Source organism: Photobacterium sp. WH77 (genome assembly GCF_022014395.1).
GTDB lineage: Bacteria > Pseudomonadota > Gammaproteobacteria > Enterobacterales > Vibrionaceae > Photobacterium > Photobacterium arenosum.
On the sequence record NZ_JAKLTE010000004.1, the window covers coordinates 178,474 to 202,961 of the forward strand.

At 50.3% G+C, this 24,488-nt stretch carries 31 protein-coding genes; 10 read left to right on the forward strand and 21 right to left on the reverse strand.

Annotated features, from left to right (window positions below; translation table 11 throughout):
- Positions 1-32: 32 nt before the first annotated feature.
- Positions 33-1,160, reverse strand: a complete 1,128-nt coding sequence (locus L6J37_RS05900; protein ID WP_237794484.1) for an endonuclease/exonuclease/phosphatase family protein — start codon at positions 1,158-1,160, stop codon at positions 33-35.
- Between the two features lie 458 nt (positions 1,161-1,618).
- Entirely contained in the window at positions 1,619-1,981 is a 363-nt protein-coding gene (locus L6J37_RS05905; RefSeq protein ID WP_218384770.1) for a VOC family protein, read from the reverse strand.
- Between L6J37_RS05905 and L6J37_RS21305 the strand changes: the two genes are divergently transcribed.
- Positions 1,980-2,114 (forward strand): hypothetical protein, encoded by a 135-nt coding sequence (locus L6J37_RS21305; protein ID WP_255557992.1) that lies wholly within the window; start codon positions 1,980-1,982, stop codon positions 2,112-2,114. The genes L6J37_RS05905 and L6J37_RS21305 overlap by 2 nt on opposite strands.
- A 66-nt stretch (positions 2,115-2,180) precedes the next feature.
- On the opposite strand, the gene L6J37_RS05910 is transcribed toward L6J37_RS21305, so the two are convergent.
- The 17 genes from L6J37_RS05910 to flgB all read right to left on the reverse strand — a co-directional run bounded on the left by L6J37_RS05910 (position 2,181) and on the right by flgB (position 15,049).
- Positions 2,181-2,585 carry a DUF1801 domain-containing protein gene (locus tag L6J37_RS05910; protein WP_218384772.1) on the reverse strand — a complete coding sequence of 135 codons (405 nt, stop codon included), beginning with the start codon at positions 2,583-2,585 and terminating at the stop codon, positions 2,181-2,183.
- Positions 2,586-2,689: 104 nt separating this feature from the next.
- Positions 2,690-3,232 carry a DUF4157 domain-containing protein gene (locus tag L6J37_RS05915; protein ID WP_192016535.1) on the reverse strand — a complete coding sequence of 181 codons (543 nt, stop codon included), beginning with the start codon at positions 3,230-3,232 and terminating at the stop codon, positions 2,690-2,692.
- 24 nt (positions 3,233-3,256) lie between these two features.
- A complete protein-coding gene (locus L6J37_RS05920) occupies positions 3,257-3,616 on the reverse strand; it encodes a DUF805 domain-containing protein (RefSeq protein ID WP_192016534.1) in 360 nt (119 codons plus the stop codon).
- A 137-nt stretch (positions 3,617-3,753) separates the two neighbouring features.
- Positions 3,754-4,227 (reverse strand): GNAT family N-acetyltransferase, encoded by a 474-nt coding sequence (locus tag L6J37_RS05925; RefSeq protein WP_192016533.1) that lies wholly within the window; start codon positions 4,225-4,227, stop codon positions 3,754-3,756.
- Between the two features lie 62 nt (positions 4,228-4,289).
- Positions 4,290-4,766 (reverse strand): GNAT family N-acetyltransferase, encoded by a 477-nt coding sequence (locus L6J37_RS05930; RefSeq protein ID WP_192016532.1) that lies wholly within the window; start codon positions 4,764-4,766, stop codon positions 4,290-4,292.
- 377 nt (positions 4,767-5,143) lie between these two features.
- Positions 5,144-6,178, reverse strand: a complete 1,035-nt coding sequence (locus L6J37_RS05935; protein WP_192016531.1) for a flagellin — start codon at positions 6,176-6,178, stop codon at positions 5,144-5,146.
- A 15-nt stretch (positions 6,179-6,193) separates the two neighbouring features.
- Positions 6,194-7,093, reverse strand: coding sequence for a flagellar hook-associated protein FlgL (gene flgL / locus L6J37_RS05940; RefSeq protein ID WP_237794485.1), 900 nt, complete (start codon positions 7,091-7,093; stop codon positions 6,194-6,196).
- 9 nt (positions 7,094-7,102) lie between these two features.
- The gene (gene flgK / locus L6J37_RS05945) at positions 7,103-8,476 is read right to left on the reverse strand and encodes a flagellar hook-associated protein FlgK (protein ID WP_192016529.1); all 1,374 of its coding nucleotides are present in this window, start codon (positions 8,474-8,476) and stop codon (positions 7,103-7,105) included.
- Positions 8,476-8,997: a rod-binding protein gene (locus L6J37_RS05950; protein ID WP_237794486.1), complete on the reverse strand. Its 522-nt coding sequence runs from the start codon at positions 8,995-8,997 to the stop codon at positions 8,476-8,478. Before L6J37_RS05950 ends, flgK begins: the two co-directional genes overlap by 1 nt.
- A 9-nt stretch (positions 8,998-9,006) precedes the next feature.
- On the reverse strand, positions 9,007-10,098 hold the full coding sequence (locus L6J37_RS05955) for a flagellar basal body P-ring protein FlgI (protein ID WP_225445250.1): 1,092 nt from the start codon (positions 10,096-10,098) through the stop codon (positions 9,007-9,009).
- Between the two features lie 29 nt (positions 10,099-10,127).
- Positions 10,128-10,790 carry a flagellar basal body L-ring protein FlgH gene (gene flgH, locus L6J37_RS05960; protein ID WP_192016526.1) on the reverse strand — a complete coding sequence of 221 codons (663 nt, stop codon included), beginning with the start codon at positions 10,788-10,790 and terminating at the stop codon, positions 10,128-10,130.
- A 23-nt stretch (positions 10,791-10,813) separates the two neighbouring features.
- Positions 10,814-11,599 (reverse strand): flagellar basal-body rod protein FlgG, encoded by a 786-nt coding sequence (gene flgG / locus L6J37_RS05965; protein ID WP_218384790.1) that lies wholly within the window; start codon positions 11,597-11,599, stop codon positions 10,814-10,816.
- 17 nt (positions 11,600-11,616) lie between these two features.
- Positions 11,617-12,348: a flagellar basal-body rod protein FlgF gene (gene flgF / locus L6J37_RS05970; RefSeq protein ID WP_192016524.1), complete on the reverse strand. Its 732-nt coding sequence runs from the start codon at positions 12,346-12,348 to the stop codon at positions 11,617-11,619.
- Between the two features lie 10 nt (positions 12,349-12,358).
- Positions 12,359-13,546 carry a flagellar hook protein FlgE gene (gene flgE / locus L6J37_RS05975; RefSeq protein ID WP_192016523.1) on the reverse strand — a complete coding sequence of 396 codons (1,188 nt, stop codon included), beginning with the start codon at positions 13,544-13,546 and terminating at the stop codon, positions 12,359-12,361.
- Between the two features lie 26 nt (positions 13,547-13,572).
- Complete coding sequence (gene flgD / locus L6J37_RS05980; protein ID WP_192016522.1) at positions 13,573-14,250, reverse strand: flagellar hook assembly protein FlgD; 678 nt, start codon at positions 14,248-14,250, stop codon at positions 13,573-13,575.
- On the reverse strand, positions 14,247-14,684 hold the full coding sequence (gene flgC / locus L6J37_RS05985; protein WP_192016521.1) for a flagellar basal body rod protein FlgC: 438 nt from the start codon (positions 14,682-14,684) through the stop codon (positions 14,247-14,249). The genes flgD and flgC overlap by 4 nt, the downstream gene beginning before the upstream one ends.
- 5 nt (positions 14,685-14,689) lie before the next feature.
- Positions 14,690-15,049 (reverse strand): flagellar basal body rod protein FlgB, encoded by a 360-nt coding sequence (gene flgB, locus L6J37_RS05990; protein ID WP_027252394.1) that lies wholly within the window; start codon positions 15,047-15,049, stop codon positions 14,690-14,692.
- Positions 15,050-15,113: 64 nt separating this feature from the next.
- Here flgB and flgA point away from each other — a divergent pair, with 64 nt between their 5' ends.
- From flgA to L6J37_RS06025, 7 genes are all read left to right on the forward strand, one after another.
- The gene (gene flgA / locus L6J37_RS05995) at positions 15,114-15,926 is read left to right on the forward strand and encodes a flagellar basal body P-ring formation chaperone FlgA (RefSeq protein WP_237794488.1); all 813 of its coding nucleotides are present in this window, start codon (positions 15,114-15,116) and stop codon (positions 15,924-15,926) included.
- Positions 15,927-16,006: 80 nt separating this feature from the next.
- Positions 16,007-16,288, forward strand: coding sequence for a flagellar biosynthesis anti-sigma factor FlgM (flgM, locus tag L6J37_RS06000; protein ID WP_218384798.1), 282 nt, complete (start codon positions 16,007-16,009; stop codon positions 16,286-16,288).
- An 8-nt stretch (positions 16,289-16,296) separates the two neighbouring features.
- Entirely contained in the window at positions 16,297-16,728 is a 432-nt protein-coding gene (flgN, locus tag L6J37_RS06005; protein ID WP_237794489.1) for a flagellar export chaperone FlgN, read from the forward strand.
- A gap of 1 nt (position 16,729) precedes the next feature.
- Positions 16,730-17,503: a lytic transglycosylase domain-containing protein gene (locus L6J37_RS06010; protein ID WP_192016517.1), complete on the forward strand. Its 774-nt coding sequence runs from the start codon at positions 16,730-16,732 to the stop codon at positions 17,501-17,503.
- Positions 17,504-17,616: 113 nt separating this feature from the next.
- Positions 17,617-18,813, forward strand: coding sequence for an amino acid ABC transporter substrate-binding protein (locus L6J37_RS06015; protein WP_237794490.1), 1,197 nt, complete (start codon positions 17,617-17,619; stop codon positions 18,811-18,813).
- Positions 18,814-19,029: 216 nt separating this feature from the next.
- On the forward strand, positions 19,030-19,692 hold the full coding sequence (locus L6J37_RS06020; protein WP_192016516.1) for a Bax inhibitor-1/YccA family protein: 663 nt from the start codon (positions 19,030-19,032) through the stop codon (positions 19,690-19,692).
- 162 nt (positions 19,693-19,854) lie between these two features.
- Positions 19,855-20,184, forward strand: a complete 330-nt coding sequence (locus tag L6J37_RS06025; protein ID WP_218384800.1) for a TusE/DsrC/DsvC family sulfur relay protein — start codon at positions 19,855-19,857, stop codon at positions 20,182-20,184.
- A 28-nt stretch (positions 20,185-20,212) separates the two neighbouring features.
- On the opposite strand, the gene yccX is transcribed toward L6J37_RS06025, so the two are convergent.
- Positions 20,213-20,485 carry an acylphosphatase gene (gene yccX / locus L6J37_RS06030; protein WP_192016514.1) on the reverse strand — a complete coding sequence of 91 codons (273 nt, stop codon included), beginning with the start codon at positions 20,483-20,485 and terminating at the stop codon, positions 20,213-20,215.
- Positions 20,486-20,570: 85 nt separating this feature from the next.
- Between yccX and L6J37_RS06035 the strand changes: the two genes are divergently transcribed.
- Together L6J37_RS06035 and L6J37_RS06040 are read left to right on the forward strand one after the other, a co-directional pair.
- The gene (locus tag L6J37_RS06035) at positions 20,571-21,971 is read left to right on the forward strand and encodes a methyl-accepting chemotaxis protein (RefSeq protein WP_237794502.1); all 1,401 of its coding nucleotides are present in this window, start codon (positions 20,571-20,573) and stop codon (positions 21,969-21,971) included.
- A gap of 211 nt (positions 21,972-22,182) precedes the next feature.
- Entirely contained in the window at positions 22,183-23,373 is a 1,191-nt protein-coding gene (locus L6J37_RS06040; protein WP_192016512.1) for a class I SAM-dependent methyltransferase, read from the forward strand.
- Positions 23,374-23,620: 247 nt separating this feature from the next.
- On the opposite strand, the gene cyoE is transcribed toward L6J37_RS06040, so the two are convergent.
- Positions 23,621-24,484 carry a heme o synthase gene (cyoE, locus tag L6J37_RS06045; protein WP_237794504.1) on the reverse strand — a complete coding sequence of 288 codons (864 nt, stop codon included), beginning with the start codon at positions 24,482-24,484 and terminating at the stop codon, positions 23,621-23,623.
- Between the last annotated feature and the right edge of the window lie 4 nt (positions 24,485-24,488).

Consider the following 24,488-nt stretch of genomic DNA (forward strand, 5'->3'; position numbering starts at 1 on the left):
GAGATGTATCAGATGATCGGAAAGTTACTGGATTAGGTCAGATCAAGATCGACCCAGATACCATGGTGATCTGAGGCTGCATAATGCGTCTTGGTCAGTTCTTCGTACATTTGCCAACGCCCAGACGCTGTATAGATACCTTTGCGGAAAATACCACCACGCTGCACTTTGGCCCACAACGCAGGAGAAAGCAGAATATAGTCGATTTTCTTGCTGTCAGCGCCCGATCCTAACGTGCCAATTCCGCGGTCACCAGTTGAAGCAAAAAACTCGAATTCTGTAAATGCAGGATGTTCTGTCACTTCCCTCAGCGAGGTATTAAGCAGTGGTCGAAGCTCATTGCTATCGGGCGTGTCGTTCAGATCACCCAGAACGATCACGTTCTCTATTCCATCAGCCAACAAGCGTTCATAATACCGTGCTGTAAATTGCGCCTGTGCTTCTCGTTTATCTCTTGATGCCTTATTATTCCCGCCATACTTTGACTTGAAATGGTTTGGCAGCACTGCGATTTTTTCACCGCCGGGTGTTTCAAGAATGTACTCTGGGCAATCCCTTGAGAAAACTTTCTTGTCATTGTGTTCCTCATCCACATGGCTGCGCATTGAAGGAATAGAGAATCCGTCATTGGCCATAATACCGACATCAATACCGCGTCGGTCATTGCCGTCGATAACCATCATGTGTTTGTAGCGATGGCCTGATAGTGGCGCATAGATGAGATCGTGAAAGTCGATCAGCACAGGTCGACTTTCGATCTCGACCAAAGCAAGAACATCAGCACTCATGTCACGAATCATACGTGCTGTCATCGTGATGGCTTTCTCATCTACAGGCGCTGTCTTCAATTCAAGCCAACCGACCCAGTCCTCTCGGCCATTCGCTTCGATTCTGACAGAGCCTTTTCTAGGACGCACAACAATCTTGCCGCGTATTTTTCGGAGCCAAACGAAGGGTCCCTCATCTTTATTCAAGATGCCGAGCTTACCCATCAGTTCCAACATTTTGGTTTTATCGGTGGAACTATATAACTTTTTCTCAAATAACTTATTTAATGCGGCATGTGCATCGAGAATGTCATTGTGAGTATTGATAGTTTCGTCATTAAAGGCTTTAACACGGTCAAATAGGTTTTCGACGTTGAATGCTGCAACACGCATGTACGGCACCTCAAAAGAATAACCTCAGATGTTATGTCAGATATGATTCCAAATACTTGTAATCACGTCTGAGCAGATTACATTAGTTAATTGGAAACATTGATGTACAGTAAAGCTAAAGCTGATGAGTCCACTCGTGTCGTGGGACCACGTTAACTCTAGTGTTTATGCTAGTTCCTTCTTCAAGGAAAACTCTAAATCATAGGTTGAACTGTGATTTCAGTGGAAAAACTTTCGAGTCTGGGCCCAAATTCGTCAGGAATAGGGACGAAGACAGCAGCTTCAATTATTTTGTAAATCACCCTTTGTAACGTAATAGCAAGTTTCACCTCGCATTTAGGGATCCCATTAATTATTCACACGGTATTGAGTCGGTACCATACACCAACCGTTCGCGCTCGACTCAATAGAAGTTCAACTATATCTGGGCTTTGTTAACTAAATCATAATGAACGGCCTTAGTCCGATTGCGATACCAGATGAATAATATTCGAAGGGCTGGCAACCCAAAATGCGGCGAATCCTTCCGGCAAAGGTTCAATCTCATCACATCGGGCAATCTTGTGACTCGCAAGGTGCTCTGCTGCAGCGGCAATATCATCAGTCACAATTTCGAGCCAGATTTCGGCCTGGCTGATACCCGGGACGTTATCGAGCCACAGCGTTTTATCGCCAAACTGAAAACGGGGCGTATCCGTATCTTTCTCACGAGCCAGCTCCGGAATGGCAATCACTTCACGATAAAAATGCAGCGTTTTCTCATACTCATGCGAAGGTATCTTCATTGCAATATTGTTGCCGGGTTTAAACACAGCTTTCATGATGAATCCTCCTATTTACCAGACGGCACAAGTTACCCGATGGTTCAAAGACTATGACGGTAAAACACTCACACTGGCAAACACTCAGGTTTTCACTGATAAACCGACCAAGCGTGAGCATGCATTAGCATAGTCGGCAAAAAGGGCTGCTGTTACTGCATCGCAATATTCAATGATGCGGATCACTGTTTACCTTAAGTTACACACCTAACAGTGGTAAATGACGCAGACGTTTATAATTGAACGCCAGCTCGACGCAATGACTGACAATCGCTGCTGGCAGAGGATCAGCAACATTCAACACTATAGCCCTGTTACCCTGTAAAGACAGCGAGTGTCCGTATACTTCACGGAAAGTATCCACTAACCGGGTATTGCAGTTAAAGTAGAGAAAATAGTGTGCAGGATCTTTAGGTGACCAGTTCATCCTGACCGGGCTGCCCCCTTTCACCTGATAGCTGGGCTCGCCCCATTTCAGTGCTTCTTCAACATTGCCCAGCTCATGGGCTTTAGCAACACCTAACACCACACTACGCAGGCTTAGCATCACAGGTTTAATATGTGCCGGATAACTGTCAAACTTTGCTTTTACTGTTTCGTCCATGTCTTTTTTCCTGATGGTGGAATTGAATTCCAATCACTCCCTGATTATTATTTCAACATTGCTATAACCTATCGACTGAAGCAGCACCATCACAGATTCAGTGCTCACAAATACTGGCTGGCTTCACGGTAGGCTTCAAGCTCCATAGGCGCATCGCGATAGCCGTAAATAAACAATTGTAGTAAATACTGTTTAGTCTGTTCCCTTACGCCCATCTGCTCTGCCTGACGAACATGAATGAGCTCGTGTGCCAGCAGCTCCTGATTGTCTTTCTCTGAGCGTTTAATCCAGAGTCCGTAACCATAAGTATACGCACCCGTTAAAGGGGAACTGTAGCCATACTTTTTGGCTAACGCAGCCAGATCAGGATCATCAGGAAAAGGGAGTTTATCGACATAATAAACACGCACTTTCTCCGGCGATTTCAAACCAACCCTAGAGGCAATCCTCAACTGATTTGCATCCAATGGCATACCCTTCTCCAATGCCTCTGCTTCATTGCCGCGAACATAGTTTTCTGCGGCAGGAAGCAAGGTCTCCACATGCTGAAGCAACTCTTGCGGTGGGTTTGCATATATTTCATCACGATCTTTACAGCCAGAAACAGCAAAGATGACGGCAATTAAAACGATGACTTTCTGATACACGTCACTCTCCTTGTTTTACACGTATTAAATTAAAGCAGGCACCGCTTTCGGGTCTGGACCATAGTCATTCTCACCCGAAGTCCCTGCTTCCATCATGACACTGAGACCAATGATTGCGCCAATCACAGGTACAAAAGCAACCAGCATCCACCAACCACTACGATTGGTATCATGCAATCGGCGTACAGTAACCATGAGCGAAGGGATTACAGTCAGGCTGGTATACACAGCGAAAAGTGCATAATCATCGTTAATGGCCTCACCCATGAAAAAAAACAGATAACTTATCAGCGCATTCATCAGGCAGAACATCCAATATTCCTGACGACGAGCCCTGCCTTCTGAATCCGCATATTTTTTGATCACACTGAAATAATCTCTCATACCTGCCAACCCTTATTTTTATCAACATCGTTATCAATGAAGTGCCGAGAAAACGCTTGAATGACAGGCAAATCGTTCATGCCTTAGCAATCAAACAGCTTTCATGCACAGCTAAGGGCGACGGGCTGCAGGTTAAATTAATGCTTTTTCCGATTATTCAGATATTTCTGCCAATGTTGCTGACCTTTCAAAACTACCCTGTAATCTTCGTACTGACATGAGCTATACAGTTTTTTAGCAGCAATATTATCATCGGCCACTTCCAGGGTAATTTTCAGATAGTGATTATCGCGACAATACTGCTCTATCGCATGAAGTTGCGCCTTACCTACCCCTTTACCTCTACAGCGATTCGCAACCATAAAGTCATGAATGTTCATGACTCTCTGCAATCGATATGTAGAAAAAGATTCAAAGCAAACAGCAAAACCTGCAGGCTTGTCGTCAATGAAGCTCATAAAACCGTGAAAATAGGACAACGCAAACAATTGTTCAATGACTGCAGGATCAAACGCTACAGAAAAGCCGGAAAGATACTCTCTGAACAAAGACTCAAATAGATTTTTATGTTCACTATTTCCTGGTTCGAGATGTTTGACTAAAATTTCCATATTCATTTCCGCTGAAAACTCATAACGAGACTGTCCTGTTAACGCTCACTTACCCATCTCTGTTATACGTATTTTGTCAGGGGTTTTTCCATTGGAATACAATCCAAACTCACGCCTCTTGGAGAATGATAAGTAGAAAGCGCCTCACCAATAAAACCACAGGAGCGATAAAAAGGCGCTGCGTTCAACGTCGATTCTAACTTTAGCAATGACAGGCCATGTTGTTTGCCTAACTCCTCTAGAAATGCCAGCATTTGCTTTGCAGCACCTCTACCAAAGTAATCAGGATCGACAAAAATCGCATCGACCATACCCGTAGCAGCAGTAAGCTTACCGCAACCAATCACTCGATCATCTGCTTCTGAAACATAGAATGTTTCGATAATGTCCCGGATTAATGAGTCCGTTATTCCGCTCTGAGTCCACAATGCTAACTGCTCTAAGGAATAGTATGCTGAACATTGGTCAAGAATCGCACGACTTCTGAGATCGAAAATTGCCTGAACATCTGACTTAATCGCCTTTCGGATTGTGATCATAAATTTGCTTCCTAAGTTGTACGCATAACATTTCCTGCACCACCGCGCCGTCCAGCTCGGTACCGCAGTGCCGTTTCCGATAGACATTGCCAGACATGTTACCGCCCCTGACAATCAAGTCACGAAGTGGGTTTAGCGTTTTGATGGTAGGTATTATTTAAGGCAAGCATCATATTTTGATATGAGTTAAGTTTCACTAAATATCATGTGTTTACATGCATATCTGTGGCTTTGCACAGATTTTTGTGCAGGCAGATACACTGCCTATGAAAAAAGAACGGCCTGCTGTGCAGACCGTTATTCAGTATGGTGGGAAAACTTATCCACTCAGGCGGAAGCTGAGCTTCCTTTCACTAGTGTCTTCAACAAAACAGTCGCTACTTCAACAAAGCAACCACAGTATGACGGTGAACGTTCGCCTGGGCTGATACCACCTGGAAGGCGGCAGCAAAGGAGCGGGTGTCCTGCAACGATTGCAGCTTGGTATCAATGCGCTCAGCAGACTGGCCGGCCATCGCCTTGCCGACTTTCGAGTCCAGATCGGCCTGGAAGTTTCTCAACTGATCCAGCCCTTTCTGGATCTGTTGCAACCCCTGATTGACATGGCGCATGGTGTGGCGAATTTGCTCACCGTCTGCCAGTTTCAGGGAGATACTTTCAATGCCCTGTGGCTCGGGCTGCACTTTAATGCGATTCGGCTGACCGGCCGGGTAACGGTGGCCCTGCCCGCTGATGGTGACATGCTGGCCTAAGGTCTGAAAATCCGACTGAGAGGTTGAGAAGATCACATCGCCGCTTTCTGTGGCAGCCGCCCGCAGACCGAGCGGAATGACTGCTTTGTCTATTTGCTGGGTCAGCTGGCGATCGGTTTGCGAGGCATCAAAGGTCAGCAGCGCCGTGCCGCGATCCTGTACCGTCAGGTGAAGCTGCTCACTCTGCTGTCGCTGGCGTACCAGGTTCAGCCCGTTCACCGTAAAGCTTTGCTTGGGATCGCCTTTGGGCTGAAACTGAAGCTGACTGTCCAGCACCCGTTCACCATCAAACCGACTGCCATTCAGCGTTTGCTGTATGTGGCTATGGTGGCGCTGGAGCTGGTCCACACGGCCTTGGGTAATCGCGGTCGAACTGCCCAGCATCTGAGTGAGGATTTTTTTCATCCCCTGTAGATCACGGCCCACGCTGACCAGACTCTGATACGCAATCTGACCCCGGGTCACTTGTTGCTGGCCCTGCGAGAATAACTCGCTGGTTGCCGTGTATCCGCCTTTTACAACAGCCGGGCGTTGCGCCGGTGCCGTGTCCTGAACAGCGGAAACAGAGCCACCGGCGGGTGCCGGTGGTGAAATTGTTGCCTTGTCATTTTTCAGCAGTGAAATCGACTGTTGCCGAATCTCTGCAGTAGAGTTCACCATAGTGTTCTCTCTTCCTTATAAGCGATCAAACAATGACAGATCGTTAATCTTGGTAAAGCTGGCCTGTGATGCCTGAAGTGCCGAGAGATAATTGCTCAAACGTACAGACGCTTCCGCGTAATCCAGGTTTTTCAGGTCGCCTTCCACTTTATCAACGAACAGTTTGTTATCGGCGTGTCCGTCTGACATCAGATCCAGGTTATTGTGGCGGCCGCCCATGTCGGTCATGGCGCCTAACACGTTGCCAAAAGTGGTATCTATAGCCGCCAGGGTGTCATCCACTTCTGTTCTGAAATTGGCCGTCGGAGCCTGAAATTCCGCAATCAGATCATCAATTTTCTGAAAGACAGTGGCACCGCCACCTAAATCCAGCAACTCCAGCGCCGTCACGTTAGATTCCATCGTGACCCCTTTGGCAACGGTCACCAGACGCTTATCAGCATTGCCGTTCAGGGTGTAACCTGCGCCGGTATCCGTCAGAGCCTGTGTGTCGGTCTGGGTGCCGGAAAACAGATAGATACCTTCTTCGTCCTGCGCATTGAACACCGCCTGTAAGCCCTCTTTCAGGCTTTCCATCTCCGTGATAATGCCCTGACGATCTTCATCTGTCATGGTGCCGTTTGAACCCCATAGCACAAGATCACGTAAACTCTTTAAACTATCGCTTGCCGTGTCTAAATAGGCTTCCTGACTTGACAGCGTGGTTTTCACGTTGGCGATATTGGCCTGATACTGAGTCAGTGCGCTGCCTTCGCGTCCGAGGTTCAGTAGCTTGATGGAATCAATCGGATCGTCCGACAATTTAGTCAGACGGTCACCGGTCGACATCTGTTGCATCACTTCGCCCAAACCCACATTGTTTTTGCTCAGGCTGCTCAGCATCATCTGGCTGAATTGAGTGTCACTGATACGCATAATTATTCCTTAAAACAGAGCCAGTACAGTATCGAACAGGTTATTCGCCGTACTGATCACCTTCATGTTTGCCTGATACGCATTGGCAAATATCATCAGATTGGCAGCTTCTTCATCGCTGTTCACTGAACTCAGGTTTTCTTTGACTGAGATCGCTTGTGCATTCAGGTTTTCCGCCGCTTTTGCGTCTGAGGTGACCTGGCGTGCTTTGATCGCCGTATCCCCTACCATGGCAGTAAAGGTATCGCTGATAGCGATATTGCCGTAACCGGTAATTGCAAAGGTCTGGTTGCTCAGAGCGACTAAATCGGTCAGCACGTCACTGTTACCCGGAGTACCGTCTGAAGACAGTGCCAGCTCTTCCGGTTTCAGGGCGGTAATCTTCAGGCTCGAAGACGGGCTGGCCGGGTCATAGGTAAACAATGGCTGGCCGGCATTGCCGTTCAGATCCTGCCCGGTGGCCAGGGTGTTGTTAAAGGCATCAGCAAACGCCACGGCCATTTCATCCAGCGTCTGACGGAAAGGCAGCAGGGTCTCTACCTGATAATCAGCTATCGCGCCAAGCTCGCCGCCAATATTACCGTTAATTGGAAAACGCTGACCGGCAAAATCGATTTCCATGTCGGCCAGATAGGGATCAGACGGATCGGGAATGGCTTTGATCTGAGAGGCCTGATCACCCAGCACCAGCGGCTGACCGGATGCCAGAGTGACCTGCAGACTGCCATCCGGCTGCTTATTGGTTTTGATGGACATCATTTCAGTCAGCTGTCCAATCAGTGCGTCACGTTCATCGAGCAGTTGAGACGGGTTGCCGTTGGTCGAGCTCATTTCAACAATACGCTTGTTCACATCGGCAATATTCACCAGCAGGCTGTTACTCAGTTCGACCGCCGCCGTGCGCTGTTCACTCAGATCTTTATGCTGGGAGTAATAAGACTCAGACAGCGTATTGAAACGGCGCGTCAGGGCATCTGCTTCACTGATGATTTGCTGACGCAGCGGCGTTGACTCGGGTTTCACCGACGCATCATTCAAGGCGGCGTACAAGTTGTCCAGACCTTTGGCGATGTTAAAGCTGTCTGCCCCCATCACGTTCTCAAGCTGAGACATATTGCTGAGATAACGTGAAGAATAGGACGCCTGGCTTTGGGTCGCCCAGGTTTGTCTCACTACAAATTCATCGGATATACGGCGAATACTGGTGACTTCCACCCCGTTACCTGCACTGGTGCCCAGTGCAGAACTGGGACCGAGCGCAGCAAACTGCGCCTGCTGACGGCTGTAACCCGGCGTATTCACGTTAGCGACATTTTGCGCGGTAACATCAAGGCCAGCACGGTTTGCATTCAAACCGGTTAATGCAATGTTGATTATGCTCATTAAGATCCGTGCTCCATTTTCGCATCAATCCTGGAAATTAGCGGCTGCTGAAACGCCATATTGTTAATGGCTGTCACTCGTTGAGTAGCAGGAAGCTGTTCTTTATCAAGGGCGACCTGCTCACTGGTGGTGTTAAATTTGCCCGCCTCCGGTGCCAGCGACGGGCTGTTGGCCGCCAGATTTTCACGGCTGAGCGCCGAATCGCTGCTGTCATGCGGGCTAAGTTGCTTAACCAGCATGTCGGCAATGCCGGCACTTTGTCGCTTCGCCATGTCCATCGCCAATTGGCCGTCATAGAAGTCGCGAAAAACGCCTTGTTCTTTACTCGAAAACGGGTTGTCTTCCGCTGCCAGTACATCACTGCTGCTGCGCATCTGACGCAGCACCATCTGCAGAAACATGGCTTCAAACTGACCGGCCACTTCATGCAGGGCCTGTTTTTTATCAGCCTGAAACTTCAGGTTATTCACTGCACTGTTATCGTGATACAGCATGGCGTTAGCCTGACCATCAATTTTCATTGCCACTCCTTAAATAACCACCAGCTCAGCATTCAGCGCACCCGCTTCATGCAGGGCCTGCAGAATTGACATCAGATCATCCGGCGTTGCCCCCAGGCTGTTCACCGCATCGACAATCGTGCTCAGTTCAGTACCTTCCGGCCAGATATACATAGGTGCTTCGTCCTGGCTGATATCGACCAGCGAGTTATTCACCACCTTGGTTTCACCGTCGGCAAAGGCGTTTGGCTGGCTGACAGACTGCATTTCACGAATGGTGACTGTCAGGCTGCCATGACTGACGGCTGCGGCGCTGACTGTCACGTTTTTGCCGACCACCACAGTACCGGTACGGGAGTTGAACACGACTCTGGCCGGACGACGGCCTTCTTGGACAACCAGCTCTTCCAGCATCGACATAAAGGTCACGCGCTGCTGGGTATCCATAGGGGCCAGCACTTCCACTTTGGCCTTATTGATAGCCGTAGCCACACCCGAACCAAAGGTGTTATTGACGGCGCGGGCAATGTTTTTCGCGGTGGTGAAGCTCGGGGTACGCAGGTTGAGCGTGATATTGGGCTTTTGATTGAAATCAGTCGGGATTTCTCGCTCCAGTGTGGCGCCGTTCGGAATACGCCCCGTTGTTGGGGTGTTAATGGTCACTTTCGAGCCACTCAGACCTTCAGCACTGGCGCCGCCGACAATCACGTTGCCCTGTGCCACCGCGTAGACTTCGCCGTCCACGCCCCGCAAAGGGGTCAGCAGCAATGTCCCGCCGCGCAAGCTTTTGGCATCACCCAGGGATGACACCACAATATTCACTGTCTGGCCTTTCCCTGCCATTGGATCGATAAACGCAGTCACACTGACCGACGCCACGTTTTTCAGCTTAGGATCGGTGCCCTCGCTGATCTGCACACCAAACTGGCGCAGCATATTGGTGACAGACTGGCTGGTAAATTTCACCTGGTTACGGTCACCCGTACCATCAAGACCAACGACCAGACCATAGCCCACCAGCTGGTTACCACGGATGCCTTGCACATCCACTAAATCCATAATAGGCATAGCAATGGAGGCGTTGGCAGAGACAGAGTGAGCTCCCCAAAGCGCCACTGCCATAAACAGCAATAGGGTTTTGAACGATTTCATCAGAACGGCATCCATGGACTAGTAAAGAATTGAGTCAGCCAGCCGGCTGAGTTACTGTCAGCCAGTGCTCCGCGGCCAGAATAGGTGATACGCGCATCACCGATACGTTGCGAAGACACCTGATTCAAGCGGTTAATGTCATCGACCCGCACAATCCCTGACAGGCGGATAAATTCATCGCCCTGATTGAGACGCAGCCATTTTTCCCCGCGGATACGCAGCACGCCGTTAGGTAGCACGGCGTTCACCGTCACTGTAATCGCCCCTTTCAGTTTGTTGCCCTGCGAGCTTTGCGATGAACCATCAAAGCCGCGGCTGGCATCCACACTGGCCGATAAGTTGTCTGCGGTGTAATTGCCAAATACCGGCGCACTGATGCCAACTTCTGAGTCTTTGGAAAACTGGGTATTGGCTTTTTTGCTCGACTGGGTTTCTTCGTCCAGCACTATGGTGAGAATGTCACCTACCCGGTAAGCACGGCGATCCTGAAACAAGGTCATCATGTAGTTGTTGCGATAAAGACTGCCGTCAGACGCTTCCGGCAAAGAGTAATCCAGTACCGGTGGCGCGAAGGCTTCATCATCGGGTTCTGGTGTGGAGAATTCAGGGCGCATGGTGCACCCTGTCAATAACACCATGAGAAATGGAATCAGCCACTTCATAGGATTTCCTTTCGGTGTAAGCATTAAACTGACTGCGCGACAAACTTCAGCATGTCATCCGCAGCTGAGACGACTTTGGCGTTCATTTCGTACGCACGTTGCGTGGTGATCATATCGACCATCTCTTCCACCACCTGCACGTTAGAGCCTTCCAGCGCACCTTGTTTGATGCTGCCCGCCCCGTCCAGACCCGGTACCAGTTCATCCGGCTGGCCGCTGGCTTCTGTCTCGCGATACAGGTTGCCGCCCAGCGCTTCCAGACCGGCCGGGTTTGCGAATTGCGCCAGAGTGATCTGACCCAGTTCCTGCGGCTGCGGATCACCGGCAACCTGCGCCGCGACTGTGCCGTCTACACCGATACTGATTCGGGTGGCCGCATTCGGGATCTCAATTTGAGGAATCAGCGGCAGACCCTGAGTATTGACAATCAGCCCTTCCGAGTTGACATGAAACTGGCCGTTGCGGCTGTACATGACTTCACCGTCAGAGTTTTCAATCTGGAAGAAGCCACCACCCATGATGGCCATATCCAAGTCCTGGCTGGTGTTTTGCGTGTTACCCTGGGTAAAGACTTTCTGTGTGCCGACAACACGCACACCGCTACCCAACTGCACACCTGTCGGCAGTTCATTAACCTGATCGACCGGCGCACCCGGCTGACGCTGAATGGTGTAGAAGAGGTCTTCAAAAACAACGCGGTCGCGTTTAAAACCTACTGTGTTAACGTTTGCCAGGTTGTTCGAGATGGCGGTCATCTTGGTGTCTTGCGCCGCCATACCCGTTTTGCTGACCCATAATGCAGAATGCATGTGATCTCTCCTTTTTATTAGCCGTTACGCAGCAGACGGTTACCAGCCTGAGCGAGTTTTTCTGCGGTTTTCATCATCCGCACCTGCATTTCGAAATTACGCGTCAGCGACATGACGCTGACCAGTTCTTCAATCGCGGAAACGTTACTGCCTTCCAGGTGTTCAGGTGCCAGACGCACTGTGGCATCCGCAGCGAAATCATTACCGTCACGGGCTTGAAGCAAGCCATCATTCATTTTCTGAACATCGGCAATATTCGGGTTAACCAGTTTTAGCTGGCCGACTTCCAGTTCCGCACCACCACCCGGCGGAATGACAGTCACCATGCCGGTTTCACTGATTTCAATGCTCTGGTTAGGCGGAATAACGATAGGTTCGCCTTCTGCCATTACAGGGAAACCGTTGACTGTCAGGTTGCCCTGCTGATCAATTTTCAGGTTACCGGCACGGGTGTAAGACTCGCCGCCATCCGGGCTTTGTACTGTCAGAAAACCATCACCATTAATGGCGATATCCAGCTTGCGACCGGTTTTCACCATGTCACCAGCATCAAAACGGGTCGAGGCCGAGTTCGTCACCACCATAGTGCTGCCGTCAAAACCGCGTCCCTGAATGGCATAACTCTTTGCTCTTTCCATGTCGGCACGAAAACCTGTGGTATCGGCATTCGACAGGTTGTTCGAGCGCACCTGCTGTGCGCTCAGTACCCGACTTGCTCCACTGGTTGCTGTGTATAACAAGCTATCCATCAACTCACCCTTAAATTGCGTTGAACAGCGCTTGGGTCAGCTGCTCTGTGGTCGAGATGGTTTTGGCGTTCGCCTGATAGTTACGCTGTGCTGTCATCAGGTTGACCAGTTCGCTGGTCAGATCCACGTTAGAGCCTTCCAGTGCCCCCGGCGACAGGCTGCCCAGAATACCGCTGCCAGGCTGACCGGTAATCGGTGCACCCGATCCAAAGCTTTGCTGCCAGCCAGTGTTGCTGACTTTGACCAGAGCTTGCGGGTTAGCAAAATCGGCCAGCATGACCTGACCCTGCAGCAACGACTGACCATTGGTGTAAGTGGCGTATACCATGCCGTTATCTTCAACGCGCACGCCTGTCAGTTCACCGGATGAATAACCGTTCGGGTTGTTGGTACTGGTGCCGAAATCGGCGCCGAACTGTGTAGTACCCAGCAGGTCGATGTCCACACTCATTGGGTCAGCACCGGCAGGGTTAAAGGCAATATTGAAAGGTGCCGCCGGTGTGGCCAGCGTACCGTCAGTATTAAATGTCGCCGCCTGAGGCGCACCCGGTGCAGCACCGTCAACAGAAACATGAATGTCCCAGGCGTTAGCACCGGTTTTCACGAAATACTGGGTCATGGTGTGCGGATTACCCAGCGAGTCGTACACCTTGGTGGTGTAAGAAGAGTTATACGTATCGTGGTCGCCCATATTGAACGGCGCAACCGCAGGCGTGTTCACGCGAGAATCGAAGTTAGCAACGAAATCCACACGATCAGTGGCTTTGGCAGCCAGCGACGCCGTTTTAATTTGCAGATCACCCACAGCGCCCGATTGCAGATTGTTATTACCGTCAACGGTATAACCTTGCAGCTTCATGCCAGTGTTACTGATAATGTTGTTGTCTTTATCTGTGTTGAACACGCCAGAGCGGGTATAAACAACCTGACCACTGGTATCTTTGGTGACGAAAAAGCCGTTACCACCGATAGCCAGATCCAGTGAACGACCTGTTCCGCTGACCGTGCCATTTTTATCAAAGTTCTGAGAGATAGCAGCCACTTCCACACCACCGGCCTGAATACCGTTGTAAACAGAAGAGAACTCAGTACGTGACTCTTTAAAACCCGTGGTCGACACGTTTGCAATGTTGTTACTGATGGTATTGAGCTGTGTATTGGTGGCTCCCAGGCCACTCAGCGCGATATCAAAACTCATAATATCCTCGTTATCTTGTATGAAAATCAGCTGCCGAACTGGCTAATCTGGTAGAAAGGAATGCTGCCGACACCGGCAACATTGACCAGGGCTGAGCCCCCGTTACTTGGAACACGTACTTGTTCAACCTGACCAGCCAGCAGCACCTTGGGCTCTGTCTGGCCGGACTGGACTTCCACTGACACTGTGTAGTTACCTTCCGGCAGTTCCAGCGCTTCCGGGTCGATGGTGAAATCCACATCCCCGGCACCGTGCGCTCCCAGCGGTACTTTGGTCACACGGCCATAGTCATCTTCCAGCAGCAGATTGACCTGATTAGACGCGTGCGCCAGTTCAATCTTGCCGCTCTGCGTGCCTTCACCCAGTGTCATTTCATTGGTGCTGACATACACGGTCTGACCGACTAAACCCGCCGTTGCCAGTACCTGCATGTTGTCCATCAAGACCATGCTGTTCTGCATCATCTTGGACATATTCTCGGTGCTCTGAACCTGAGAGAACTGCGCCAGCTGACCGACGTATTCTGTGCCGTCGAGCGGGTTGAGCGGATCCTGATTCTGGATCTGAGCCACCATCAGGGTCAGGAACTCGTTCTGCAGGGCATCGGCGCTGTTATCACTGGTACGGTTTGCCTGAACACCGTTATTGCCGCTTGTGGTTGCCGGGCTATCCCCGGACAAGGCGGTGTATTGTGCTAAGCTCATCGGCTACCCTCCCCCAGACGCAGCAGGCCCTGCTGCATACTTTTCACATTGGCCAGCACTTCGACATTGGTCTCGTAACTACGGGTGGCGGACATCATGTCTGCCATTTCCGCCACAACGTCGATACCCGGATAGAAGACATAGCCTTCATCATTCGCCAGCGGGTTATTCGGTTCGAAACGCTTGTCCACTTTGCTCTCATGCTGAACCACATCGACAATGCGCACTTCCGCATTCGGGTACACATCTTTGTCGGCAGTTAATTGTGTCTGGCTGTACACAGTGGCAAACACAGGTTTCAGCGCTTTGTAAGCATCATTAGGATTGCTGGCTACTGCATCGGCATTAGCCAGGTTACTGGCTACCGTATTCAGACGGACGGTTTGCGCCGTCATTGCAGAACCAGCGATTGAGTAGATGTCCGTAAAAGCCATAGTGTTTAACGACCCTCAATTGCTTTGGCCAGTCCGCTGAACTTCATGTTCATAAAGGTCAGACTGGTTTGAAAATCCATGTTGTTCTGGGCAAACTTGGCTTGTTCCACGCCCAGCTCAACGGTGTTACCGGTTTTGCTGTTCTGGTACGGCACCCGGTATTTCGCGCTCACATCCAATTGCGGTGGGGGGGTGTCCACTCGTGAGCTTGTGTTTTTCATCACGCTTTCAAACGCCAGGTCTCTGGCGAGATATCCAGGGGTATCGACATTTGCTAAGTTGCTTGCCAATACTTTGCTGCGCTGTACCCTGAAATTAAGCGCATCAGGATGGACACCCAGCGCATTTTCAAAACTGATCGCCATTGTTTTTCCTTTAAATCGGTCACGCTTGCACCATGACTACTAACAAGAAGCATGCCAATATTTTATGCATTATTTTTCAATAGGTTACAAAGAGGAAGGGAAGCGGAACTTCCGCCCTTTCACACATAAGCGGAAATCAGGAAACAGGAAATCCGGCTACATTCTCGCGCTGTGGGCAACGGCATTAATGATCCCTTCTGCTGTCCTGGCTGACAGCGGCAACAAACAGGATGAGTCTGAACTGGTGGCCTGGACTCAGGCTCAGATAGAGCAGGAAATCGCCAGCTATGCGTCAAGGCAACAATGGCCGGACTATCACACTGAGATCAGTATTAGTGTGCCGGCTTCCGTGGATCACCTGCCGGCCTGTGACACTGCGCTGTACATCAGCGCCGCCGATCAGCAGAGCCTGCCGGTGGGCTATTTGCGCCGTCAGCTCGAATGCCAGTCCGGCCCTCAGCCATGGAAACTGAACATTACGGCGCAGGTCAGTATCCGGTTACCGGTTATCGTCTCAACCACACACATCAGGCGGGATACCAAGCTGTCGGCAACCATGCTCAAACCTCAGACCCTGACTCTGAGCCGCAATGAAGCGTTTGCGACCCGTCCCGAGCAGCTCATTGGCCAGCGAACCCTGAGACGAATCCGCAGCGGCCAGATCATCAACCCACTGCAGCTCCAGCCACTGTGGCTGGTCGAGGAAGGTGACGCTGTCGTTATAGTGGCCAGCAAAAATGGCCTGGAGGCCAGCATGAAAGGAGAAGCTTTACAAAGTGGTGTTAAAGGTGAACAAGTTTCTGTCCGCAATATCAGTTCAGGAAAGGTCATTCAGGCTTTAGTGGTTGAGCGTGGAAAAGTTGAAACTATTTTTTAATTTCCGCCCGGAAGCGGTCGCTTTTCCTCTTTAGCAGATACTTAAATTCAAGCGGTAGAAAAAGCGAGCAGGATAAATTCATGAAAATTGACAAAGTAATTAATTCTCAAGTGGCGTCGTCAACACAGCGTCCGTCCAGCCCGGCACAAGTGGAAACCGCAGGTAAGGCAAAAGGCCTGGAGCCAGTGATCAGCGTCAGCAACCAGATCATTTCACAGGCGCAGGAAAAACTGGCCGACTTACCAGACATCGATATGGAAAAAGTGCATGCGGTAAAGCAAGCACTGGCAAAAGGCGATCTCAAACTCGACATTGATACCCTGTCCAGCGCGATTCTGGAATTCCACACCGGACACGAATGAGGCCAGACATGAGCAAGCAGCAGATAGTGAAAGCACTGATTCAAGGGATCCGCCACGACCTTCAGGCTTACCAGCAACTCGGACAACTGCTGTTAAGGCAGCAAGCCAGTTATCTGCAGTTTAACGGCACGACATTATCCGAACTGGTAAAAAAGCAGGAACATTTGCTTGCTCAGCTTCAGCACAGCGCCTCGCAGCGCAAGCAGTTATTACAACAGCTCGGGCTGTCTGCCGATAAGCAAGGTATGACAATACTGATGAAAAAACTGCCGTCCCCCCTGAATACTCAGGTTCGCCAGAGCTGGCAGCAACTGGAGAATCACATCCAGTCCTGCCAGAAAGCCAATCAGGTAAACGGCAATCTGTCCGCCTCTTACGGTGAGTTGCTGATGCAGATTAAAGGCGAACCTGCCTATGGCACGGCGTTGATGCAGAGCTGATATGACGATTGCCCGCAAAACCGGCTCCTGCTTTTGGGCCGGTTTCTGTTGTTGGTTCACACTGATCATCCTGCCGGGTTTCGCATTAGCCAACCCGGCTTCTTCGTCTTTTTCTCTCAGTGCCGATGCGTTACAGGCTCAGGTCGACAAGTTACTGCCCCACCGCCAGCTGATTCAGCGACACCTGCTGCGCAATAAAGAAACACTGCTAAATATTGAGCAGGTACTGCGTAGTAAACAGCTCCCGGCCAACCTGGCGTTACTGCCCATGATTGAATCCACGTTCAGGGTGGATGCGATCTCGTCAGCCAATGCAGCCGGCCTGTGGCAGCTGATACCGGCCACCGCCGAGCGGTTCGGATTACAGGTCCAGGCAGATAACGACGAACGCTTTGATGTTAAAAAGAGCACTCAGGCCGCCGTCGCTTATCTGTCATTTCTGTATAACAAGTTCGATCAGGACCTTGCGCTGACACTGGCCGCCTACAATGCCGGTGAAGGCAGGGTCGGCCGGGCCATAAAAAAAGCCAACAGCCGCCGGTTCACGGCGCTCTCGTTACCGAAGGAAACCCGCGACTATGTGCACAAATTTCATGCGCTGCTTTCGGTTGTGGATCTGGACGCACTGACCCGACAGGCAAGCTCAAAAGACCCTCTTCTGAGGCTGACCGTCAGCCGCCCGCCCACCGATATGGAAACCCGGATACTGACTGATCTGTTTGCTAAACGGGAGGTCATTAATATGTCGCCTGTCAAACCACTGATCCCTTTATAAATATTGATACTCGCACATCCGTGAACGGTTCCTATACTGAAGATTGATATTTCTATTAATTAGCATTACCTGTCGGTTCTCACCGACAGGCCGATGAAGCAGAAGGACACGTTATGACGGACACGATTCAGGCTTGTCTGCTGGGAGCCCTATGCCTGCTGATGATCTCAGGGTGCGATCGCGATAACGCACAAGACAAAGCGTTAGTCAAAGCGCTGGAAAACAAAGTCGAGATGCTCGAACAGCAGCTGGAAGAACAGCCGGTACAAAGCCTCCTGAGTCAGGATTCGCAACGTGTTGAAGAGCTTGAAAAAGAAGTCAATACACTCAGGGGCCGGCTGAGCAAAAAAATCAGCTTTTCCCCGACCTTACAACGTATAACAGAAAAAGGTTATCTCGAATGCGGGGTCAGTACCGGGTTGCCCGGATTCTCCATACCCAATCAGAAAGGCGAATGGTATGGCCTGGATGTAGAGTTCTGCCAGGCTGTCGCCGCCGCAGCGCTGGGTGATAAAAGCAAAGTCAAATTTATCCCTCTCAATGCCCGAGAGCGCTTTGCGGCACTGCAGAAAGGCGAAATAGACATACTGTCACGCAATACCACCTGGACCTTGCAGCGCGACACGGCGCTTGAACTGCATTTTGCCGGTATCCTGTATTTCGATGGCCAGGGCTTTATGGTGAAAAAATCCCTCAATGCCAACAGAGCGGCAGATTTGTCCGGCGCCACCATTTGCGTTCAGTCTGGTACCACCACCGAGCTGAACCTTGAGGACTATTTCAAACTCAATAATCTGATGTACACTCTGGTTCCCTTCGATACTGCGCAGGAAACCATCATGGGCTTTGAAGAAGGCCGCTGCGATGTGCTGACCGCGGATCAGTCCGGCCTTTACGGCTTAAGGCTGAATCTGAAAAATGCCGAAGACGCGATTATTTTACCGGATATCATTTCCAAAGAACCGCTGGGACCTGTGGTTCGTCAGGGAGACGACCAATGGTACAACATAGTGAAATGGACACTGAATGCCATGATCAATGCCGAGGAGCTGGGGATCAGCTCGCAAAATATTGATGAGATGAAAAGCAGCAACATTCCTGAAATACGCCGGTTTCTTGGCTTAGACGGCCCACAGGGGAAAAGCCTGGGTCTTAAGCCTGACTGGGCTTACCAAATTATCAAACAAGTGGGTAATTACGGCGAAAGCTTTGATCGCACAGTCGGCATCCAGTCTCCGCTTCATATACAACGGGCACAAAACAGTCTCTGGACACAGGGAGGTTTGCATTATGCGCCCCCGATACGTTAGTCTTGCCTGAACCAGATAGGCCAAACCGTCAAATTTACATACTGTTACATCTTTGATCATAGGTATTGGCACTGTCTCCAGTATATTTAAGCCAATAGTTTCGACGATTTTTTCAATTTCGGTTCAAAGTTTCAATTACTTACTATTGAAACTTGCCGGCGTTGCCGCCATATATGGCATAGTAGATTTCAACACTAACCCTAAGGGGAAGCATTTATGAACGATCGTATTGTCCGTAGTAATGGCTACGAAGGCGTACTGTCAACTAACAAGGTTCTGCGTAACACTTATTTCCTGTTATCCCTGACCTTACTGTGGTCAGCCGTGGTAGCCGGTGTTTCAATGGCAATGAACCTGCCACATCCTGGCATCATCATCACCCTGGTTGGCTTTTACGGTTTGCTGTTCCTGACAGAAAAGAACCGTGACAGCAGCCTGGGGCTGGTCTTTACCTTCCTGCTCACTGGTTTCATGGGTTACACCCTTGGCCCAATCCTGAACATGTATATTGGCGCAGGTATGGGACATGTGATCATGCCGGCACTGGGCGGTACTGCACTGACCTTCATGGCCTGTTCTGCTTATGCACTGACTACTAAACGCGACCTGTCGTTCCTGAACGGCATGCTGCTGGCTGGCTTTATTGCTATTGTGGTTGCAGTAATTGCAAACATCTTCCTGCAAATGCCAATGCTGTCTCTGGTGATCAGCGGAATGTTTGTGCTCTTCTCTTCTGCGGCAATCCTGCTGACGACTCAGTCGATTGTTCGCGGCGGTGAGACAAACTATATCTCTGCAACCGTGACTTTGTATGTATCTATTTACAACCTGTTCCTGAGCCTGCTGCAAATTCTGGGCATCATGGGCAGCGACGATTAATCTCGTCTATCACTGACAATGCCAGAAGCGCCCTACGGGGCGCTTTTTGTTTTTCTGCGATGCGGTAAATGGTCTTCAGTTAAGAGGCAATAGTGCGCAGAACACTTGCGAAGGACGTGCGATATCACTATCCTTGCCGGGCTAATAACTGTGAGACCGACCATGCTTGAATTTGACGGAAATGTTATCGACACCGACGCCCAGGGATATTTAAAGAATGTCAGCGACTGGACACCGGAAATGGTGCCCCTACTGGCGAAAGATGAAGGCGTTGAGCTCACTGACGCCCACTGGGAAGTAGTGACTTTTGTTCGTGAATTCTATTTGGAATTCAATACCTCGCCCGCTATCCGCATGCTGGTGAAGGCAATGGCAAAAAAATACGGTGAAGAAAAAGGCAGTTCCAAGTACCTGTTCAAACTCTTTCCCAAAGGGCCGGCTAAACAAGCCACCAAACTGGCGGGTTTACCTAAACCGGCAAAATGTTTGTGATCCTATGGCCGGGGCAACGTTGCTTCGGCTAAATAATTTCAAATCCGTCAATCGCACGCCATTCAAGATCATCCCGGCTTACACTGTCCACCCGAGATGTGCGGGGACCACTTGCCAGCCAGTCTACCAATTGTTCAACTTTTTCGGCTTTACCGCACGCCAATACTTCGACGCTGCCGTCGGGTAAATTCTTCGCATAGCCGCTTACACCGATTTTCAACCCTTCATGCGCTGTATGAAAACGAAACCCCACCCCCTGAACATGGCCAGAGACTCTGACCAAGACGCAAATTTGTGACATATATCACCTCAAGATTAGTCCTATTTAAAAGATAAAATATTAGTATTCACTTACGCCACACCACCCCTATATTCAGGATGAAAAAATGAAAGAAGTTGCATTTCGATGGATTGATAAATATCTCATTCACCTCAGGCTGCAGGAGAAGTTCTACCTCTTGTTCTTATTGCCGCTTATCGGAATGATCACTGTAAGTGCAATTTTAGCTGATGCTGGGGAAAAGCAGTATCAATCACTTATCGCTCAAAAATTACAGGCTTCCGCTAAGTTGCTGTCCGAACTCAACGTTTCTCAGGCTGATGCGGCACGCTTGCTAAGCGGTTCAGATCTCACCATTGGACGTGGGATCGATGCAGTATCGGTGGCGGGAATGAATTACAGCCTGATTTCCACTGAGTCATCGGGCTTGTTTGACTACCTCACAGGGTTTCAGATTGGATTGGGTCTCTTTGTGGTATTCATGGCCTGTGCCATGGTGTACTACATCATGACCTTTATTGGTGGTGCGATGTTCACTACGCACAAAGCACTGTCGACCCTGGCTGATGGCGACCTGACGCAGCGCCTGAACTTTTTTAAAGTCCGGGATGAGTTCAGCACCATTGCCATCACTATCGACAAAGTGGCTGATCGTGAACAGCAACTGGTGCTGGCCACACAGGAAGCCACCGCACTGATGCAGCAAATCAGCAGCGAGCTTCATCAGCGCTCGATGCAAACTGAAAACCTCTCAGCCGACCAACAAGCTCATCTGGACTCGCTGGCGAGTGCCACAGAAGAGATGGCCTCTTCAATTCGTGAAGTTGCCACCCATGCGCACGACACCTCAGCGCAGACCCAGGAAGCCCAGGACGTGACTGAACAGGGTCGCATCCAGGTCAGCAATACAAAGCAGGCCATCAATCAGCTGACTCGCGAAATTCATCAGGCCGCTGAAGCCGTTAATGCACTCGACAGTAATGCCGCAAAAATTGACGCAGTGGTCACCACCATCAATGCCATTTCAGAGCAAACCAACCTGCTGGCATTGAACGCCGCCATTGAAGCGGCCCGCGCTGGCGAGCAAGGGCGCGGATTTGCCGTGGTCGCGGACGAAGTGCGCACGCTGGCGGGCCGGACACAAACCGCGACCGTCGAAATCCAGCAGATGATTGAATCGCTGCAAAAAAACAGTCAGACCCTGATGGCCGTAATGCAGAGCACAGTCACCAACGCCGGTGAGAGTGAAACCCTGATGGGCTCGGTTGACCAGCAAATCACCCAGATATCGCAGCGAAATCAGCATATCTCAGATCGCAGCACGGAAATTGCGGCTGCCGCAGAGCAGCAGGGGTCGGTCGCGGACGGGATTGCCAGCAGCGTTGAGCAGGTGCGGGAGCAATCGCGCCAGGTCAAGCAAGTCATTGCCCACACGGCCAGTGATATAGAGCGCTTGAATCAACAGGCGCAGCAACTGGAAATGCTGATGAATGGCGTGAAAGCCTGATTCAGGGCTGCCCTGACGATTTCAACACTCACCGTAATCGCGGTATTACCCCTACCCTCCCCTTCATAAGGGGAGGGAATCTGAACGCCTCTTGGTTCCTCCCCTTTAAAGGGGGAACTTCACTATTCCTGAAATGCCCTGACTTGCGGTTGATTTTCCTCACACTGAACAAGATAATACGCCTCCATTCTTTACAGCTTCTGGTCCTAACATGACAGCTTCTATCTATTTGGTGAAAGGTCGCGATAAATCACTGCGCCGCCGCCATCCTTGGGTTTTTTCACGTGGTATTCAACGTGTTGAAGGGAAACCTGAACTGGGCGACACCGTTGATGTGTTTGATCACAAAGGTGAATGGCTAGCCCGTGGTGCCTATTCTCCCCAGTCTCAGATCCGTGTTCGTGTCTGGTCCTTTGAGCAAAACGATACTATTGATACCGCGTTCTTTATCAAGCGTCTGAACGCCGCTCAGGGACTGCGGGACATTCTGGCTGAACGTGACGGGCTGACAGGTTATCGCCTGATCGCTGCTGAGTCAGACGGACTACCGGGTATTACTATCGACCGATACCAGGATTTCCTGGTGTGTCAGTTGCTCAGTGCTGGCGCAGAAGCACAGAAAGACAATTTGATTGAAGCACTCAAAACCTGCTACCCAGAGTGCAGCATCTATGAGCGCTCTGATGTATCAGTACGTAAAAAAGAAGGCCTGAAGCCTCGCACCGGCGTGTTGCATGGCGAGACTCCGCCGGCAATTGTCACCATTGAAGAAAACGGCATCAAGATTCATGTTGATATCGTTGGTGGCCACAAAACCGGCTTCTATCTGGATCAGCGCGACAGCCGCCAGGCTGCCATCAAGTACGTGAAAGGCAAACGGGTGCTGAACTGCTTCTGCTATACCGGCGGTTTCGGCTTGTATGCGCTCAAAGGCGGTGCCGACAAAGTCATCAACGTTGATGTCTCGCAACCGGCGCTGGATACCGCCAGACTCAATGCCGAGATCAACGGTCTGCCAACGGAAAACGCTGACTTCGTTAATGCCGATGTGTTTAAACTGCTGCGCGAGTACCGCGAACGTGGTGAGCTGTTTGATGTGGTGATCATGGACCCGCCTAAATTTGCTGAATCCAAAGCACAGCTGGTGGGCGCCTGCCGGGGTTATAAAGACATCAACATGCTGGCAATGCAAATCCTGAAACCGGGCGGCACACTGCTGACCTATTCCTGTTCTGGTTTGATGGACAGCAACCTGTTCCAGAAAATAGTTGCTGATGCGGCGCTGGATGCCAAACGTGAAGTGCAATTTATTGAGCGATTCAGCCAGGCGGCAGATCACCCGCTCGATTCAGCGTATCCGGAAGGTTTCTACCTCAAAGGTTTTGCCTGCTACGTGAAGTAAACCGGACTAAATAAGCGACGTTGCACAAGCCGTATTGAATAAGCAACAAAGTCAGTTGCAGGAAATGACAGACAAGACCGGGCGATAATCGCTCGGTTTTTTATGAATGAAAAGAAAAAAAGGTTTTTCTCTGACTCGATGGAGATAGTATCGAGGCAGGAAAAACCCAAACCGGAACAAAAGCAGCTAATGTAAGTTGTTAGCCAAGAGAGTGTTGAATCGGTAAATTGTGATTAACCGCCTGCCGTCATATTAACGGAATTAATTCCAGGCCCAGCACACAGCTGATTCCGGTTACCACAAACAGTGACGTCTTGAATACTGATTTTGACCACTGTACATAGTTGTCCTCGCTCAGAGGACGGAAAGTGACGATGCACCACCACAGGCACACACCCGACGTCACCAGTAAATATTCATAACCGCTGAAGCCTAAAGCAAACATTGCCAGTGCAACAACAGTAAACGCAGCCACATAAGCCATCATATGACGGCGGGCTTTATGAATGCCTTCAACCACAGGTAATACAGGGATCTCAGCATTTTTGTAATCCTGCATGCGGAACATAGCAATCGCGTATGAGTGCGGCATTTGCCACAGGCAGAACATGGTAAACAGCAGCATGGCTTCCAGGCTGATGTAGTTGGTCACCGCCAGATACCCTACCAGAGGCGGCACGGCGCCTGACACACTACCCACTAACGTGCCGTAGACCGAATGTCGCTTGTACCACATGGTGTAAAAAAAGACGTAAAAAACAAACCCCAGCAGCACAACGACCGCTGAAAGCGGATTAGCTTTCTGATACAGCACAGCTGTACCTGACAGCAGCAACACAACCGCGTACACAAAAGCGGCGTCTGCATTCATTGCTCCTTTCGCCAGTAAACGACTTTGGGTACGGGACATCTTCTGATCAATATCCCGGTCAAAAATATTGTTGATCACGCAACCGGAGGCGATCACAAGAGCAACACCCAGCAATGTGTAAATAAGGAGGGGCCCGTTCAGCCCCTCCGTCTTAGCGGCCAGAAAATATCCGGCCAGCACAGAGATGAGGTTACCGATGATGATCCCAGGTTTGGTAATGGAGATGTATCCTTTGATCATTATC

Excerpts from the sequence above, each read along its gene's own strand:
- L6J37_RS05900 (WP_237794484.1), bottom strand. The coding sequence starts at position 1,160 with ATGCGTGTTGCAGCATTCAACGTCGAAAACCTATTTGACCGTGTTAAA.
- L6J37_RS21305 (WP_255557992.1), top strand. The coding sequence starts at position 1,980 with ATGATGAATCCTCCTATTTACCAGACGGCACAAGTTACCCGATGGTTC.
- L6J37_RS05905 (WP_218384770.1), bottom strand. The coding sequence starts at position 1,981 with ATGAAAGCTGTGTTTAAACCCGGCAACAATATTGCAATGAAGATACCT.
- L6J37_RS05910 (WP_218384772.1), bottom strand. The coding sequence starts at position 2,585 with ATGGACGAAACAGTAAAAGCAAAGTTTGACAGTTATCCGGCACATATT.
- L6J37_RS05920 (WP_192016534.1), bottom strand. The coding sequence starts at position 3,616 with ATGAGAGATTATTTCAGTGTGATCAAAAAATATGCGGATTCAGAAGGC.
- L6J37_RS05925 (WP_192016533.1), bottom strand. The coding sequence starts at position 4,227 with ATGGAAATTTTAGTCAAACATCTCGAACCAGGAAATAGTGAACATAAA.
- L6J37_RS05930 (WP_192016532.1), bottom strand. The coding sequence starts at position 4,766 with ATGATCACAATCCGAAAGGCGATTAAGTCAGATGTTCAGGCAATTTTC.
- L6J37_RS05935 (WP_192016531.1), bottom strand. The coding sequence starts at position 6,178 with ATGGTGAACTCTACTGCAGAGATTCGGCAACAGTCGATTTCACTGCTG.
- flgL (WP_237794485.1), bottom strand. The coding sequence starts at position 7,093 with ATGCGTATCAGTGACACTCAATTCAGCCAGATGATGCTGAGCAGCCTG.
- flgK (WP_192016529.1), bottom strand. The coding sequence starts at position 8,476 with ATGAGCATAATCAACATTGCATTAACCGGTTTGAATGCAAACCGTGCT.
- L6J37_RS05950 (WP_237794486.1), bottom strand. The coding sequence starts at position 8,997 with ATGAAAATTGATGGTCAGGCTAACGCCATGCTGTATCACGATAACAGT.
- L6J37_RS05955 (WP_225445250.1), bottom strand. The coding sequence starts at position 10,098 with ATGGCAGTGGCGCTTTGGGGAGCTCACTCTGTCTCTGCCAACGCCTCC.
- flgH (WP_192016526.1), bottom strand. The coding sequence starts at position 10,790 with ATGAAGTGGCTGATTCCATTTCTCATGGTGTTATTGACAGGGTGCACC.
- flgG (WP_218384790.1), bottom strand. The coding sequence starts at position 11,599 with ATGCATTCTGCATTATGGGTCAGCAAAACGGGTATGGCGGCGCAAGAC.
- flgF (WP_192016524.1), bottom strand. The coding sequence starts at position 12,348 with ATGGATAGCTTGTTATACACAGCAACCAGTGGAGCAAGTCGGGTACTG.
- flgE (WP_192016523.1), bottom strand. The coding sequence starts at position 13,546 with ATGAGTTTTGATATCGCGCTGAGTGGCCTGGGAGCCACCAATACACAG.
- flgD (WP_192016522.1), bottom strand. The coding sequence starts at position 14,250 with ATGAGCTTAGCACAATACACCGCCTTGTCCGGGGATAGCCCGGCAACC.
- flgC (WP_192016521.1), bottom strand. The coding sequence starts at position 14,684 with ATGGCTTTTACGGACATCTACTCAATCGCTGGTTCTGCAATGACGGCG.
- flgB (WP_027252394.1), bottom strand. The coding sequence starts at position 15,049 with ATGGCGATCAGTTTTGAAAATGCGCTGGGTGTCCATCCTGATGCGCTT.
- flgA (WP_237794488.1), top strand. The coding sequence starts at position 15,114 with ATGCATTATTTTTCAATAGGTTACAAAGAGGAAGGGAAGCGGAACTTC.
- flgM (WP_218384798.1), top strand. The coding sequence starts at position 16,007 with ATGAAAATTGACAAAGTAATTAATTCTCAAGTGGCGTCGTCAACACAG.
- flgN (WP_237794489.1), top strand. The coding sequence starts at position 16,297 with ATGAGCAAGCAGCAGATAGTGAAAGCACTGATTCAAGGGATCCGCCAC.
- L6J37_RS06010 (WP_192016517.1), top strand. The coding sequence starts at position 16,730 with ATGACGATTGCCCGCAAAACCGGCTCCTGCTTTTGGGCCGGTTTCTGT.
- L6J37_RS06015 (WP_237794490.1), top strand. The coding sequence starts at position 17,617 with ATGACGGACACGATTCAGGCTTGTCTGCTGGGAGCCCTATGCCTGCTG.
- L6J37_RS06020 (WP_192016516.1), top strand. The coding sequence starts at position 19,030 with ATGAACGATCGTATTGTCCGTAGTAATGGCTACGAAGGCGTACTGTCA.
- L6J37_RS06025 (WP_218384800.1), top strand. The coding sequence starts at position 19,855 with ATGCTTGAATTTGACGGAAATGTTATCGACACCGACGCCCAGGGATAT.
- yccX (WP_192016514.1), bottom strand. The coding sequence starts at position 20,485 with ATGTCACAAATTTGCGTCTTGGTCAGAGTCTCTGGCCATGTTCAGGGG.
- L6J37_RS06035 (WP_237794502.1), top strand. The coding sequence starts at position 20,571 with ATGAAAGAAGTTGCATTTCGATGGATTGATAAATATCTCATTCACCTC.
- L6J37_RS06040 (WP_192016512.1), top strand. The coding sequence starts at position 22,183 with ATGACAGCTTCTATCTATTTGGTGAAAGGTCGCGATAAATCACTGCGC.
- cyoE (WP_237794504.1), bottom strand. The coding sequence starts at position 24,484 with ATGATCAAAGGATACATCTCCATTACCAAACCTGGGATCATCATCGGT.